16 protein-coding genes and 1 tRNA gene are annotated in these 14780 nt (G+C 30.8%); 14 read left to right on the top strand and 3 right to left on the bottom strand.

Annotated elements, in window-relative coordinates:
• Positions 1–319 precede the first annotated feature (319 nt).
• From Q0762_RS09090 to Q0762_RS09030, 13 genes are all read left to right on the top strand, one after another.
• Complete coding sequence (locus Q0762_RS09090) at positions 320–865, top strand: 30S ribosomal protein S16 (RefSeq protein WP_298766186.1); 546 nt, start codon at positions 320–322, stop codon at positions 863–865.
• 18 nt (positions 866–883) lie between these two features.
• Entirely contained in the window at positions 884–1408 is a 525-nt protein-coding gene (gene rimM, locus Q0762_RS09085) for a ribosome maturation factor RimM (protein ID WP_298766185.1), read from the top strand.
• A tRNA-Ser gene (locus tag Q0762_RS09080) sits at positions 1407–1493 on the top strand. Before rimM ends, Q0762_RS09080 begins: the two co-directional genes overlap by 2 nt.
• Before the next feature lie 85 nt (positions 1494–1578).
• The gene (locus Q0762_RS09075) at positions 1579–2301 is read left to right on the top strand and encodes a methyltransferase (RefSeq protein WP_298766184.1); all 723 of its coding nucleotides are present in this window, start codon (positions 1579–1581) and stop codon (positions 2299–2301) included.
• A 44-nt stretch (positions 2302–2345) separates the two neighbouring features.
• On the top strand, positions 2346–2726 hold the full coding sequence (locus tag Q0762_RS09070; RefSeq protein ID WP_298766183.1) for a DUF423 domain-containing protein: 381 nt from the start codon (positions 2346–2348) through the stop codon (positions 2724–2726).
• Positions 2727–2818: 92 nt separating this feature from the next.
• Positions 2819–4429 (top strand): phosphoenolpyruvate carboxykinase (ATP), encoded by a 1611-nt coding sequence (gene pckA / locus Q0762_RS09065; RefSeq protein ID WP_298766182.1) that lies wholly within the window; start codon positions 2819–2821, stop codon positions 4427–4429.
• Positions 4430–4564: 135 nt separating this feature from the next.
• Complete coding sequence (locus tag Q0762_RS09060; RefSeq protein WP_298766181.1) at positions 4565–5791, top strand: Nramp family divalent metal transporter; 1227 nt, start codon at positions 4565–4567, stop codon at positions 5789–5791.
• Positions 5792–6526: a 5-oxoprolinase subunit PxpA gene (pxpA, locus tag Q0762_RS09055; protein ID WP_298766179.1), complete on the top strand. Its 735-nt coding sequence runs from the start codon at positions 5792–5794 to the stop codon at positions 6524–6526. It abuts the gene before it with no gap.
• Entirely contained in the window at positions 6516–7247 is a 732-nt protein-coding gene (gene pxpB / locus Q0762_RS09050) for a 5-oxoprolinase subunit PxpB (RefSeq protein ID WP_298766177.1), read from the top strand. The genes pxpA and pxpB overlap by 11 nt, the downstream gene beginning before the upstream one ends.
• Positions 7204–8085 (top strand): biotin-dependent carboxyltransferase family protein, encoded by an 882-nt coding sequence (locus Q0762_RS09045; RefSeq protein WP_298766175.1) that lies wholly within the window; start codon positions 7204–7206, stop codon positions 8083–8085. The genes pxpB and Q0762_RS09045 overlap by 44 nt, the downstream gene beginning before the upstream one ends.
• 93 nt (positions 8086–8178) lie before the next feature.
• The gene (locus Q0762_RS09040; protein WP_298766174.1) at positions 8179–8535 is read left to right on the top strand and encodes a YtxH domain-containing protein; all 357 of its coding nucleotides are present in this window, start codon (positions 8179–8181) and stop codon (positions 8533–8535) included.
• Positions 8536–8577: 42 nt separating this feature from the next.
• Positions 8578–8931, top strand: coding sequence for a hypothetical protein (locus Q0762_RS09035; protein ID WP_298766172.1), 354 nt, complete (start codon positions 8578–8580; stop codon positions 8929–8931).
• 4 nt (positions 8932–8935) lie between these two features.
• A complete protein-coding gene (locus Q0762_RS09030; RefSeq protein ID WP_298766171.1) occupies positions 8936–9136 on the top strand; it encodes a hypothetical protein in 201 nt (66 codons plus the stop codon).
• A 111-nt stretch (positions 9137–9247) separates the two neighbouring features.
• Here Q0762_RS09030 and Q0762_RS09025 read toward each other — a convergent pair whose 3' ends face one another.
• The 3 genes from Q0762_RS09025 to Q0762_RS09015 form a co-directional block, all read right to left on the bottom strand.
• Positions 9248–11557 (bottom strand): sodium-translocating pyrophosphatase, encoded by a 2310-nt coding sequence (locus tag Q0762_RS09025; protein ID WP_298766170.1) that lies wholly within the window; start codon positions 11555–11557, stop codon positions 9248–9250.
• A gap of 117 nt (positions 11558–11674) precedes the next feature.
• Positions 11675–12208 carry an inorganic diphosphatase gene (locus Q0762_RS09020; RefSeq protein WP_298766168.1) on the bottom strand — a complete coding sequence of 178 codons (534 nt, stop codon included), beginning with the start codon at positions 12206–12208 and terminating at the stop codon, positions 11675–11677.
• Between the two features lie 183 nt (positions 12209–12391).
• On the bottom strand, positions 12392–13372 hold the full coding sequence (locus Q0762_RS09015; protein WP_298766166.1) for a pyruvate dehydrogenase complex E1 component subunit beta: 981 nt from the start codon (positions 13370–13372) through the stop codon (positions 12392–12394).
• 210 nt (positions 13373–13582) lie between these two features.
• On the opposite strand from Q0762_RS09015, the gene Q0762_RS09010 reads away from it, so the two are divergent.
• Positions 13583–14692: a hypothetical protein gene (locus Q0762_RS09010; protein WP_298766164.1), complete on the top strand. Its 1110-nt coding sequence runs from the start codon at positions 13583–13585 to the stop codon at positions 14690–14692.
• Positions 14693–14780 lie beyond the last annotated feature (88 nt).

The following is a 14780-nucleotide window of genomic DNA, read 5'->3' as shown; positions in this document are numbered from 1 at the left end:
AGTTTCAAAATTTTAAGTATTCAGAGTTTTAGAGTGGTAAGTGTAAAAAGTTTTTCATTTTTGCTAATTGCTAATTGCTAATTGCTAATTGCTAATTGCTAATTGCTAATTGCTAATTGCGTTAAGGATTGAACGGCCTGTTTGAGCTCTTTTTTCTTTTTCAGAAAAAAAGCGAGTAGTGAAAGCCTGTTAAAACGCCCAAAAAATATTGATAAATAGGCTTTTAGTTTCAAAAGGTTTTGTATTTTTGCACTCGCTTATCACGAGATGGTAAGAATTTTAATAACCGAGGTCGAGAACCTCAAAAAATTAACAAATTATGTCTGTAAAAATCAGATTACAAAGACACGGTAAAAAAGGGAAACCATTCTATTGGATAGTTGCCGCTGATGCTCGTGCAAAAAGAGATGGTAAGTACTTAGAAAAAATTGGTACTTACAATCCTAACGTTAACCCTGCAGTTATTGATTTAAATATTGATAAAGCTGTTGAATGGTTGCAAAATGGTGCACAACCAACAGATACTGCTAAAAACATTTTATCTTATAAAGGTGCAATGTTAAAGAATCATTTAGCTGGTGGTGTAAGAAAAGGTGCTTTAACACAAGAGCAAGCAGATGCTAAATTTGCAGCTTGGTTAGAGGAAAAAACAGCAAAAATTTCTGCAAAATCAGAAGGTTTATCTAAAGCAGAGGCTGAAGCGAAAGCAAAAGCTTTAGCAGCAGAAAAAGCAGTAAATGAAGCAAGAATTGAAGCAGCAAAACCAGTTGTGGAAGAGGTTGCAGAAGTAGAAGCAGCGGCTGAAGAGGCTACTGAGGAAGCTCCTGAAACTATTGATGATGCACAAGCAAAAGCAACAGAATAAATTGTAATTTCTACGACAATGCGTAAAGAAGATTGTTTTTATTTAGGCAAAATCGTAACAAAGTATAGTTTTAAGGGTGAAGTAGTTATCAAATTAGATACTGATGAACCTGAGTTGTACACGAAAATGGAATCAGTTTACGTCGAATTTGGCGCAAACTTGGTTCCATTTTTTATTGAAAAAAGTTCGTTACACAAAGGCAATCAGTTACGGGTTCAGTTTGAAGATGTTTATAATGAAGAAGAAGCTGATGCTATTTTAAAATCTGCGGTTTATTTACCAAATACCATGTTGCCAGAATTAACTGGTGATAAATTTTATTATCATGAAGTAATTGGTTTTACAGTTGTTGATGATAATTTTGGTGAAGTGGGGCAAATTGTGCATATAAACGATAAAGCTGCACAACCACTTTTTGAAATTGATAGGGATGGAACAGAAATTTTTATTCCTATGGTAGATGATTTTATTAAAAAAGTAGATAGAGAAAACAAAATAATACAGGTAAATGCGCCAGATGGTTTAATTGCCTTGTATATTTAGAGAGGTGTCTGAGTGGTCGAAAGAGCTACCCTGGAAAGGTAGTATATGGGCAACTGTATCGAGGGTTCGAATCCCTTCCTCTCTGCAAAAAAAAGTTTAAAAATTTCTAGTTTATAATATGTAAAAGTTCTGTGTTTTTCACAGAACTTTTTGGTTAAAAAAGTTTTATAATGTTAAAACCATTTCAATTTAAAGAGTTTACAATTCATCAAGATAAAACGGCTATGAAAGTAGGTACAGATGGTGTTTTGCTCGGTGCTTGGTGTGCTGTTGATTATTTACCAGATTCCATTTTAGATGTTGGTGCTGGCACTGGTTTAATTGCTTTAATGTTGGCACAACGTTGTGATGCTATGACTATTGATGCTGTAGAAATTGATGAGAATGCTTATGAACAAACGGTAGAAAATTTTGAACAATCTGATTGGGGAGATCGTTTGTATTGTTATAATGCTAGTTTTGCTGAATTTGCAGATGAAATTGCTCAAGAAGAAGAAACTTATGATGCAATTGTTTCAAATCCGCCATTTTATACTGATGAATTTGAAACTGATAATGAAAGTAGAAACAAAGCACGCTTTACTTCTGCTTTATCTTTTGAAACATTACTAAGCGGTGTTGCTAAAATTTTATCTAAAAACGGAGTTTTCTCTGTGATTGTACCTTATAAAGAAGAAGAACGTTTTATTAATTTAGCAAAAGAACATCATTTGTTTTTAAATAGGGTTTGTAACGTTCAAGGAAATGTAAATTCTGTAATAAAAAGAAGTTTGTTAGCTTTTTCTTTTGATAAAAAAGAAGTTGAAAAAAACAATTTAATTATAGAAATAGAACGACATAAATATACCCAAGCCTATATAGATTTAACAAAAGATTTTTACTTAAAAATGTAGTTTTGTATTCCTTTCTGTTAATTTAGTAGATAAAATAATTTATTATGATTAAAAATTTAATAATTACTTGTTTGTTAGGTGCGTTAGCTATTATTTTGGGTGCTTTTGGGGCGCATGCTTTAAAAGAAACACTTACAGCTGCGCAGTTATTAAGTTTTGAAACTGCGGTACGTTACCAAATGTATCATGTAATTGTGTTGTTGTTTGTAAATACTTTCAGTGGCTTTTCTTTAAAGCAGAAAAATTATATTAGTTACTTATTCTTTTTGGGAGTTTTTTGCTTTTCTGGCTCTATATATTTAATTCAACTGACAAGTATTACTGCAAAATCTATTTGGTTTATAACACCTCTTGGTGGTTTGTTTTTTATAATCGGGTGGATTTTAATGATTGTATATTTTTCAAGTAAAAAAAGCTTTAATTAGTAATTGTATAAAAAAGTAGATTAATTACTTTATTTTTTAAAATTTATGTAATTTAGTTGTGGTAAGATAAGTAAAAACCTAAAATTAGTTTTATGACTAAATTAAGTATAAATTCACTTTTGTTAAGCGAATTGGGAATCGAAAATGCAAATGTTCATTATCAATTAACTTCAGATGAATTAGAGCAACAAATTTTAGATAAAAAACAAGGTATTGTATCTTCTTCAGGAGCAATTGCTATTAATACAGGAGAATTTACAGGGCGTTCACCTAAAGATCGTTTTATTGTAAAAGATGCTATTACCAAAGATGAAGTTTGGTGGAGTGAGATTAATTTGCCTTTCGAAGAAGAAAAGTTTGATCAATTATATAATAAAGTTGCAGATTATTTATCTGAAAAAGAAATTTATGTAAGAGACAGTTATGCTTGTGCAGATGAAAATTGCCAATTAAATATTAGAGTTGTAAACGAGTATCCATGGAGCAATATGTTTGCTTACAATATGTTTTTACGTCCAACAGATAAAGAGTTAGAAAATTTTTCTCCTGAATGGACTGTAATCAATGCACCAGGTTTTATGGCAGATGCTGCTGTTGATGGTACTCGTCAACATAACTTTGCAATTTTAAATTTTAGTAAAAAAATCGCTTTAATTGGTGGTACAGGCTATACAGGTGAAATTAAGAAAGGAATTTTTTCTGCATTGAATTTTATTTTACCTATGTATAAAAATACTTTACCAATGCACTGTTCAGCCAATGTAGGTACAGCTGGAGATACTGCTATTTTCTTTGGATTATCAGGTACAGGAAAAACAACGCTTTCTACAGATCCAAACAGAAGTTTAATTGGTGATGATGAACATGGTTGGACTGCAGAAAACACCGTTTTTAATTTTGAAGGAGGTTGTTATGCAAAAGTGATTAATTTATCTGCAGCACAAGAACCAGAAATTTTTGCAGCAATTAAAAAAGGTGCAATTTTAGAAAACGTTGTTTTAGATTCAAATAATAATGTAGACTTCGCAGACACTTCTATTACACAAAATACAAGAGTTAGTTACCCAATTTATCATATTGATAATATACAAGAACCTTCAATAGGTAAAAACCCGAAAAATATTTTCTTTTTAACAGCTGATGCATTTGGAGTATTGCCACCAATATCAAAATTAACCCCAGCTCAAGCAGCCTATCATTTTATTTCTGGTTATACAGCAAAAGTGGCAGGAACAGAGGCAGGAGTTACAGAACCCGTGCCAAGCTTTTCAGCGTGTTTTGGTGCGCCTTTTATGCCTCTACATCCTACAAGATATGCTGAAATGTTAAGTAAAAAAATGAAAGATGCAGGCGTAAATGTTTGGTTGATAAACACAGGTTGGTCTGGAGGAAAATATGGTGTTGGACGAAGAATGCCATTAAAATATACAAGAGCCATGATTAATGCAGTTTTAGATGGCAGTTTAGGTGATTATACTTACGAAAAGTACCATATTCATTCTGTATTTGGAGTTGCCCAACCAAGGACATGTCCTGGAGTACCAACAGAATTATTAAGTCCAAGATCTACTTGGAATGATGATGAAGCCTATTATAAAGAAGCGTTTAAACTATCTAATGCGTTTAGATTTAATTTTAAACAATTTGAAGAATTTGCTAATGAAGATATTAGAAGAGGTGGACCACAACGTTATTCTCATTAAAATCAATAAACTAAATTAGTTATTTATGTTGCTTTAACATTAGAAATATTTATTTTGATTACTGCTACAATAAAACACCTCATTTTGAGGTGTTTTTTATTTTTAGAAGTATATTTATTGAATAATTTATAATGAATGTTAAAAAAATACTTCAAAAATATTGGCCCAGGTACTTTAGTAGCAGCAGCTTTTATTGGTCCAGGAACGGTAACGCTTTGCACTTTGGCTGGTGTAAATTTCGGATTCAACTTGTTGTGGGCAATGTTATTGTCTATTGTAGCAACCATTGTTTTACAAGAAATGGCGGCAAGATTGGGTATTATTTCTCAAAAAGGATTATCTACAGTGATTAGAGAAGAAATAAAAACTCCATTTTTAAAGCAGTTGATAACCTTTTTAATTTTAGCTGCTGTTGTTATAGGAAACGCTTCTTACGAAGCAGGAAATATAAGTGGAGGTATTTTAGGTTTGGAAAGTATTTTTGGAAATTATAGTTTTTCTTTTGGAGAAAAGTCATTGAATTTAACGAGTTTTTTAATTGGTTTTATTGCCTTTATACTATTATATATTGGTAGTTATAAGTTTTTAGAAAGAGCTTTAATTATTTTAGTTTTGTTGATGAGCTTGTCGTTTTTTGCAACTGCAATTATTACAAAACCAAATGTTTTAGCTGTTTTAAATGGCATGTTAATCCCTAAATTTCCAGAGAAAAGTATTTTAACTATTATTGGTTTGGTGGGCACAACTGTAGTGCCTTATAATTTATTTTTACATGCTTCTTTGGTAAAAGAACGTTGGCATAAAAAAGAAGATTTAAAATTTGCTAGAAAAGATACCATGGTTTCTATTATTTTAGGAGGTTTGGTTTCTATGGCAATTATAATTTCTGCAACGGCTATACAAACAACAGAAGTTACAAATGCAGCAGAGTTGGCAAAAGGTTTGGCGCCTTTGTATGGCGAATTTGCAAAATATTTTATGGGTTTAGGTTTGTTTGCTGCAGGAATAACATCTGCAATTACAGCACCTTTGGCGGCAGCTTATGTTGCAAAAGGTTGTTTGGGTTGGCATGGAGATTTAAAATCTAAAAAATTTAGATTTGTTTGGATTTCTATTCTCTTTCTAGGCGTTTTATTTTCTTCTATTGGTATAAAACCCATAGAAATTATAAAATTTGCACAAGTTGCAAATGGTATGTTATTACCAATTATTGCAGGAATTTTATTGTGGATTGTAAATAAAAAGTCAGTTTTAGGTAATTTTGTAAACTCTAGAGCTCAAAATATTTTAGGATTTGTAATTTTACTAATTGCTATTTTTTTAGGTGTAAAAGGTGTTTTAAAAGTATTAAATTTTCTATAAATGAATATAGATATCAATTGTGATGTGGGTGAAGGAATTGTAAATGAACATTTCTTATTTCCTTTTATTTCTTCTTGCAACATTGCTTGTGGTGGGCATTTTGGGAGTTCTAGTTCAATTGATAAAACAATTAAATTAGCAATAGAAAATAATGTAAAACTAGGTGCACACCCTAGCTTTCCAGATTTTAAAAACTTTGGTAGACAAGTGTTGCGAATTTCTAATGAAGCATTAGAGGAGAGTTTAATGTTTCAGATAGAATTGTTTTTGGAAAGAATGGCAACCTTTAATCAAAAGATGCATCACATAAAACCACATGGAGCTTTGTATAACTTAATTGCAAAAGATAGCGGTGAGGCTGAAAAATTTATCAGAATTACAAAAAAATATCTAAAAAATTGTTTTTTATATGTTCCTTATAATTCTGAAATTGAGAAGGTTGCTTTAAAAAATAAAATCAAAATTAAATACGAAGCTTTTGCAGATAGAAATTATAATACAGATTTAACTTTGGTGCCAAGAAGTAAAGAAAATGCTTTAATTGAAAATCCCGAAGAAGTTTTTAATCATGTTTTCTGTATGCTTAAACATCAAAAAGTAAAAACAATAAGCGGTAAAAAACAATTGATAAAAGCAGACACTTTTTGTATACATGGAGATCATGAAAATTCATTAGAAGTTTTACAGTATTTGCATGCAAAATTTACTAGAAATAAGATAACACTTGCAAAATAAACCAACATATAAACGCTTTGGCGAAAGAGCAATCTTAATAGCGTGGGACACAGAGATAAGTGTTGCTGTTTCTGAAGATATTTTACGATTTCAAAATAAAATATTAAAAGATAAAAAAGAGCATATTTTAGATATTATTGCAGCTTATACTTCGCTAACAATTGTTTTTAAGGAAGAAATTAAAGATTTTGAAAAGATAGTTTTAGAACTACAAACAATCTATGAAGCTGTTTTTTTATCTGTAAAAATTCAAAAGTATATTTGGGAAATTCCTGTTTGCTATCACAATGAATTTGGTATAGATTTGCAAGAAATGGCGCAGTATTCTGGATTAGAAACTTCAGAAATTATAAAAATTCACTCAGAAAAAATATATAACATTCATTTTATTGGTTTTTTACCAGGCTTTCTATATTTAGGAGGTTTAGACAAAAGAATTTATTTCAATAGAAAAGAAAATCCCAGGCTAAAAGTACCTAAAGGATCCGTTGCAATTGGCGGCAAACAAACGGGAATTTACCCAACAGAAACTTCTGGTGGTTGGCAAATTATAGGAAAAAGTCCTGTGAATTTCTTCAATATAAATAACAAGCAACCTTGTTTTGCAAAAGCAGGAGATTTTGTAAAGTTTACGAGCATTTCAAAGGCGGCATATCATCTTCTAAAAAAAGAAGTGGATGAGAATTTATATAAACTATCCAAAACTTTATATGATGATTAAGGTTTTAAAAGCGGGTTTTTATAGTGCTATACAAGATAAAGGTAGGTTTGGTTTTGCTAATATTGGCATGCCAATTGCTGGCGTAATGGATAGTTATGCAGCAAACATAGCAAACCATGTATTACACAATAATTTGGCTAATGCTGTTTTAGAAATTGCATTTAATAACGCCGTTTTTCAGTTTATAAATGCAACACAAATTTGTATTTCTGGGGCAGATTTTTCAGCCAAAATAAATGGAAAACTTGTAAAATTAAATGCAATAATTAATGTTAAAAAAGATGATGTTTTAAGTTTTGGAACTATCAAATTTGGAGCAAGAACATATGTTGCAGTGGCTGGTGGTTTTCAATCTGAGACAATACTTGGGTCTAGAAGTATGTTTAAAGAAATTACTAAAACTAGTCAATTGAAAAATGGAGATGTTTTACTGTTTCAGGAACAAATACATTTAAGAAACCCGTTAAATGCATCAATAAAAGTAAATAAAAACTACTTTGAAGATGATAAATTGATTTGTTTCAAAGGGCCAGAATTCGATTTGTTGTCAGAAAAACAACAACACAAATTATGCAATGCAAATTTTTCTATTTCTAATGATATCAATAGGATGGGCTTTCGATTAAATGAGCGGTTAGAGAATACTTTAAGCGGAATTGTTACATCTGCCGTTTTACCAGGAACAGTGCAATTAACGCCTTCTGGAAAATTAATTGTGTTAATGAAAGATTGTCAGGTTACTGGCGGTTACCCAAGGATTTTGCAACTTAAAGAAAATAGCTTGGGTAAATTAGCACAAAAAAAACCTACAGATAAAATCTGTTTTGTACTGCATTAAAGGCTTTTACGTAATATTGGCACACTTCTTGTTTTTTATATTTTGAGATACGCAAAAAGTGTGTTTTGTAATTTGTAAATTAAAAAATAGTTCATGAAAAATTTATCAGGAATAGTATTGGGAGCAATAGTTGGTGCAGGTTTAGGCGTTTTATTTGCACCCGATAAAGGAGAAGTTACTAGAAAAAAAATTAAAGAAGAGGCTTTATCTGCTAAAGAAGGTATAGATATTGCTGTTTCTGAATTATCTAATGATATTAATGAAGCCGTAAAAGATTTAAAAGAAGATACCTCAAAATCTTACAGTTCTAAAAAAGAAAACTTTGATAAAGAATTCGAAAACATTATTTCTAAAGTTAGTTATAAAACAGAAGATATTATTGATTCTTTAGAGATGAAATTAAAGCGTCTGAAAGAACAAAATAAGAAGTTTCAAAAAAATGTTTCTTAATTCGTAAGAAAAATTACTTTAAAAATTGCTGAAATAAAAGCTATGGGGTTATTTAAATCTTTAAAAAATGCGAATACCGATGATAATTTACATAAAGGAAAAGATTATGTAGATGCCTCTTATAAATATTGGAAATTAAAAATATTTCAGAGTGTAACACGCTCTTTAAGTACACTTGTAAAGTTATTGGCTATAGGTGCTTTTTTAGGAATTGGTCTGCTGTTTGTAGCTATTGCTTTTGCAATTTTTTTGGGTGATGTTTTTAATAGCGTAATACTTGGCTATTTGGCAGTTGGAGGTTTATTTCTTATAATTAGCTTTGGTGTTTTTCTATTCAGAAGAAAAATTGACACCATAATTATAACTAAAATGGCTCCTAAATTCTTTAAAAAGTAAACCTATGAAAAAGTATAAAAGTTTTAAAGAAATAGCGTTAGATTTACAAAAACACAAACAAGATAGGGAAGCTGCTTTAAAAGAATTAAAAATAGTAAAAAGCGATTTTGAAGCGCAGTTAAAACCAATTGCTTTACTGGGTAATTTTGCAAAATATATTAGCAAATATGGTTTTCTAATGCTTTTGAAGAAAATATTTAAATAGTTTATAATTAGATTTTTTTTGATCTTCTATAATAAAGAAAGCCAAACCAATTAAGTTTTGACTTTCTTTGTAAGTTTAGAAAAGACTATTTAAATTATTTAGCTATGTTTTTTAATCGCTTTTAGTACTTGCTTTACTAAGCTGATTTATTTTTTCCTTTTCTAGAATTTTAGCAAGTTTTATCTCTAGCTGTTTTGTTTCTTTTATTTGTATTTCTTTTTTAATGTCTTCTCCATGTTTTTTGTTATCTGCATGGCCACCTAAAATAGGTGCAATTACCAAACCAATTAAACAGGTTAGTTTAATTAATATGTTCATAGATGGTCCAGAAGTGTCTTTAAAAGGGTCACCAACAGTATCTCCAGTTACAGCAGCTTTATGTGCATCTGAACCTTTGTAAGTCATTTCTCCATTAATTTCTACACCGGCTTCAAAAGATTTTTTAGCATTGTCCCAAGCTCCACCAGCATTGTTTTGGAATATTGCCCAAAGTACTCCAGAAACAGTTACGCCAGCCATATAGCCACCTAACATTTCTGCAATTGCTAGTTTGTCCATACCAAAAGCTAAAGGTAAAAATGCAATAATTAATGGAAAACCGATAGTTAACAAGCCTGGTAGCATCATTTCTTTTAAGGATGCTTGTGTGGAAATTGCTACACATTTGTCATACTCAGGTTTACCTGTACCTTCCATAATACCAGGAATTGCCTTAAATTGCCTACGTACTTCTTGTACCATTTCCATCGCAGCTTTACCAACTGCGTTCATTGCTAAAGCAGAAAAAACTACAGGTACCATTCCACCAACAAATAACATGGCTAAAACTGGTGCTTTAAAAATATTAATTCCATCTATTCCTGTAAAAGTTACATAAGCAGCAAAAAGAGCTAAAGAAGTTAATGCAGCAGAAGCAATGGCAAAACCTTTACCAGTTGCAGCAGTTGTGTTACCTACAGAATCTAAAATATCTGTACGTTCTCTTACAATTGGTTCTTGTTCGCTCATTTCTGCAATACCACCAGCATTGTCAGAAATTGGTCCAAAAGCATCAATTGCCAATTGCATAGCAGTGGTTGCCATCATTGCAGAAGCCGCTAAAGCAACTCCGTAAAAACCAGCGAAAGCGTAAGAGGCCCAAATTGCACCTGCAAACAAAAGTACAGATGGAAATGTAGAAATCATGCCTGTAGCCAAACCTGCAATAATATTTGTGCCTGCGCCTGTAGAAGATTGTTGTACTATTTTTAAAATAGGCGATTTTCCTAAACCTGTATAATATTCTGTAACTGATGAAATAACTGCGCCTACAACCAAGCCAACTAGAGTGGCATAAAAAACACGCATAGAAGAAATTTCTTGCAAACCTTCACCAAAAAATTCCATTTTCATTGTTTCAGGCAACATCCAAGTTACCAAACCAAAACAAGAAAGACCAACTAATATAATAGACGTCCAGTTTCCTTTGTTTAGAGCGCCCATTACTTGAGACTCTTTTGCATCATTATTGTTTATTTTTACCAACATTGTTCCAATGATAGAAATTATAATTCCTGCTCCTGCAATTGCCATTGGTAATAAAATAGGTCCAATTCCTCCAAAAGCGTCAGAAATACTTCCTCCCATATCTTTTATAACATAGTTTCCTAAAACCATTGCTGCCAAAACTGTTGCTACGTAAGAGCCAAATAAATCTGCTCCCATACCAGCAACGTCACCAACATTATCACCAACATTGTCTGCAATTGTTGCAGGATTTCTTGGGTCATCTTCGGGAATACCAGCTTCTACTTTACCTACTAAATCTGCACCAACATCTGCAGCTTTTGTGTAAATACCACCACCAACTCTAGCAAATAAAGCAATAGACTCTGCACCTAAAGAAAAACCTGCTAGTGTTTCTAAAACAATAGTCATATCCATTGTATTTGTCCAAACACCTCCCATAAAAAAGTGGAAAAAAGCGATAAAAAATGCAGTTAGACCTAAAACAGCTAATCCAGCAACTCCTAAACCCATAACTGTACCACCACCAAAAGATATTTTTAAGGCGTTTGGTAAGCTTGTTTTGGCAGCCTGTGTTGTTCTTACGTTAGTTTTTGTGGCTATTTTCATACCAATATTTCCTGCGTAAGCAGAAAAAATAGCACCAAAAATAAAGGCTACTACAATTAGAATATGGGTAGTTGGTATTATAAAAGAGACAATGGCTAAAGCAATACTAACCAATAATACAAAAACTGCTAGTAATTTGTATTCTGCGCTTAAAAAAGCAAGGGCACCTTTGTAAATGTAATCTGAAATCTCTTTCATTTTACCGTCTCCTGGATCTTGTTTCATTACCCAAGATTGTTTAATCCACATATAAATTAAACCTAAAATTGCCATTGCAATAGGCATCCAAATCATTAATGATCCCATATAATTTCTTTTTATTTTGATTAGTATGGGTAAATGTAATAAAATCAAAGTAATAAAAAAAGCTACCTTTAATTAAAGATAGCTTATTTTTTTATCGTTTTATTGGTGATATGATAATTAAATGGTAAATGTTCTTTTCTTCTTGTGCTCGCTATTATCATAACGTTCTACACATTCGTGGTATATTTTAACGGCTTCAGTTGCATTACCCCAACCACCAGTATCAACTTTTTTCTTTTCTAAATCTTTATATACTTGAAAAAAGTGTTCAATTTCTTTTAATCTATGTGGGTTTAAGTCGGCAATATCTTTTTTGTTACTCCAAATAGGGTCAGAAACAGGTACACAAATAATTTTTTCATCTGGTCCTTTTTCATCTGTCATGTAAAAAACACCAATAGGTCTTACTTCCATTACTACCATTGGGTAGGTAGGTTTGTGTCCTAAAACCAATACATCTAATGGATCTGAATCTAATGCTAATGTTTCTGGAATAAATCCATAATCTCCAGGGTACATCATAGAAGAAAATAACATTCTATCAAAACGGATTTTGTGTAATGTAAAATCATATTCGTATTTATTTCTACTTCCTTTTGGGATTTCTATTAAAACATCAAAAGTTAAATCTTCTTTTTGTTCTTCGCTCATATTTTCTGTCCTTTCTTTTAATTAAACTATAAAAACAAAAGTAGTAAATCTATTGTGTATTTTATAATTTTAATGTTGTATTTGTATTGAGAATTTCAGAATAAGCAGAATATATAAAAACAATAAAAAATCCTTTCTTCAACTAAGAAAAAAGGATTTTTTAAAATATATTTTATGAAATAATTACTTTACATAAAGTACTTCTTTTACAGCCTTAACAACGTCATTTGCGTTTGGAATCCAAGCTTCAAATAAAACAGGAGAATATGGTGCTGGAGCATCTGCTGTGGTAATTCTTTTTATTGGTGCGTCTAAATAGTCAAATGCTTGGTCTTGCACTCTATAAGTAATTTCAGTAGAAACACTTGCAAAAGGCCATGCTTCTTCTAAGATTACCAATCTATTTGTTTTTTTAACAGAAGTTAAAATAGCATCGTGATCCATTGGGCGCACAGTTCTTAAATCTATAATTTCTACAGAAATATTTTCTTTTGCCAATTCGTCTGCAGCTTTGTAAGCTTCTTTAATAATTTTTCCAAAAGAAACAATAGTTACATCTGTACCTTCTCTTTTAATATCTGCAACACCTATTGGTATAATGTATTCTCCTTCTGGAATTTCCATTTTATCCCCATACATTTGCTCAGATTCCATAAAAATTACTGGATCATCATCTCTAATGGCAGCTTTTAATAATCCTTTTGCATCATAAGGGTTAGAAGGTACAATTACTTTTAAACCAGGTGTGTTGGCAAACCAGTTTTCAAAAGCTTGTGAGTGTGTTGCACCTAATTGCCCTGCAGAGGCTGTTGGTCCTCTAAAAACAATTGGGCAATTGAACTGCCCACCAGACATTTGTCTAATTTTGGCAGCATTGTTTATAATTTGATCAATTCCAACTAAAGAGAAATTAAAAGTCATGTACTCTACAATAGGTCTGTTACCATTCATGGCAGAACCAATTGCAATACCAGCAAAACCAAGTTCAGCAATAGGAGTGTCAATAACTCTTTTTTCGCCAAACTCATCTAACATTCCTTTACTAGCCTTATAAGCTCCATTATATTCTGCAACTTCTTCACCCATTAAATAAATGCTTTCGTCTCTTCGCATTTCTTCGCTCATTGCTTCGCAAATGGCTTCTCTAAATTGAACTGTTTTCATCTAAATCTTAGTTGTTGTTTATTTTATTTCACAAAAGTAAGCAAATATTTGTCATTATTTATAATACATTTATCAAACATTTACTTAAAATTTATAAAAAAAAAATTCTAAAAAAGAAGTTTAGTATTTTGTACTTTCGTGTTATAATTGAAATGTTAATTATTTTTTTTGAAAAAAGCGGCCTACTTCTTTAAAAACCAAAATATTTTTTTGATACTATATCTAGTTATTAATGCACTTTTTGTGCTAAAATATACAGATAGATTAGCTTTTGTAAATCATTATTTTGTGACGTTTGGGTATGTTGGTCTACTTGTTGCCATTTATTTTTTGATACAGAAATATAAAAGCACAATAAATACATTTAAAAATTTTAACCTTTTAGGGTATACGAGCTTTTTATTATTTTTTGCTGGAATATTGTTTATCAATTTTAAAATAGATGGGCTAACCTTAAATTCAGATAGATGGTCTGCTTTAGAAATTTTTATTCAAAGTATTTTAAAGGGAAATTACCCCTATGCTGTATTAGATCATTTAGACAATACAACTTCTAATTTACCTAGTTTGTTTTACATAGGTTTGCCATTTTACTTGTTAGGAGATGTTGGTTATTTACAAGCTTTTGTTTTTTTTGCCATAATTCTGAGCGTATTTTTAGCTAAAATAGACAAACAACAGAAATTATTTTTATTTTTATTGATTATACTATCGCCTGCTTATTTTTGGGAGGTTTTTGCAAAAAGTGATCTTTTAAGTAACACCTTTTTAGTTTTATTATTTATTTACATTTGGCAACAAAAATATGGTCAACATGTTTTTGAAAAAGTTATGTTTTTAGCATTTTTTGCTATGTTTTTTGCATTGACTAGAGGTACTGTGGTAATACCATTAACTTTATTTTTGTTTCATGGTTTTGTAAAATTAAAAATTAAAAATCAAATTAAATTTATTTTTTGGTTGCTGTTTTTTGGAGTGTTAATTTCTTTACCAATTTTATGGAATTTACCAAACCTAGCTTTTATTAAAGAGCATAACCCGTTTAATCATCAAACAAAATATGCACCTACACCACTAATTTTACTAACCATATTATTACCATTTTATTATGCATTTAAGGTTAAAAAAAATAGTGATGTATTTTTGTATACCACTTATATTTTAGGAGGTTTAATGCTTATAACTTTTATTCTAAACGCTTTTGAAGAGGGTTTTAATGCTAATTTATACAACAGTTTGTTTGATATTTCTTACCTGTCTATAGCAATACCAAGCATCTTTTTTTACTTTCTTTCAAAATTTAAAGAACAATTGTCATGATATGTTTGTTAAATAAATAAAAAATTTACTATGCATGCATAGTAAATTTAAAAAAAAGCTGTAATTTCGTAACCAAGAAAAAACAAAA

The sequence above is a fragment of the uncultured Polaribacter sp. genome (assembly GCF_947495205.1).
Lineage (GTDB): Bacteria > Bacteroidota > Bacteroidia > Flavobacteriales > Flavobacteriaceae > Polaribacter.
Note: the sequence above shows the minus strand (reverse complement) of the source record. Positions and strands in the feature narration are given on the sequence as shown.

Bases quoted from the DNA above. Each gene is read 5' to 3' on its own strand.
- Q0762_RS09090 (WP_298766186.1), top strand. From the start codon at position 320: ATGTCTGTAAAAATCAGATTACAAAGACACGGTAAAAAAGGGAAACCA.
- rimM (WP_298766185.1), top strand. From the start codon at position 884: ATGCGTAAAGAAGATTGTTTTTATTTAGGCAAAATCGTAACAAAGTAT.
- Q0762_RS09075 (WP_298766184.1), top strand. From the start codon at position 1,579: ATGTTAAAACCATTTCAATTTAAAGAGTTTACAATTCATCAAGATAAA.
- Q0762_RS09070 (WP_298766183.1), top strand. From the start codon at position 2,346: ATGATTAAAAATTTAATAATTACTTGTTTGTTAGGTGCGTTAGCTATT.
- pckA (WP_298766182.1), top strand. From the start codon at position 2,819: ATGACTAAATTAAGTATAAATTCACTTTTGTTAAGCGAATTGGGAATC.
- Q0762_RS09060 (WP_298766181.1), top strand. From the start codon at position 4,565: ATGTTAAAAAAATACTTCAAAAATATTGGCCCAGGTACTTTAGTAGCA.
- pxpA (WP_298766179.1), top strand. From the start codon at position 5,792: ATGAATATAGATATCAATTGTGATGTGGGTGAAGGAATTGTAAATGAA.
- Q0762_RS09045 (WP_298766175.1), top strand. From the start codon at position 7,204: ATGAGAATTTATATAAACTATCCAAAACTTTATATGATGATTAAGGTT.
- Q0762_RS09040 (WP_298766174.1), top strand. From the start codon at position 8,179: ATGAAAAATTTATCAGGAATAGTATTGGGAGCAATAGTTGGTGCAGGT.
- Q0762_RS09035 (WP_298766172.1), top strand. From the start codon at position 8,578: ATGGGGTTATTTAAATCTTTAAAAAATGCGAATACCGATGATAATTTA.
- Q0762_RS09030 (WP_298766171.1), top strand. From the start codon at position 8,936: ATGAAAAAGTATAAAAGTTTTAAAGAAATAGCGTTAGATTTACAAAAA.
- Q0762_RS09025 (WP_298766170.1), bottom strand. From the start codon at position 11,557: ATGGGATCATTAATGATTTGGATGCCTATTGCAATGGCAATTTTAGGT.
- Q0762_RS09020 (WP_298766168.1), bottom strand. From the start codon at position 12,208: ATGAGCGAAGAACAAAAAGAAGATTTAACTTTTGATGTTTTAATAGAA.
- Q0762_RS09015 (WP_298766166.1), bottom strand. From the start codon at position 13,372: ATGAAAACAGTTCAATTTAGAGAAGCCATTTGCGAAGCAATGAGCGAA.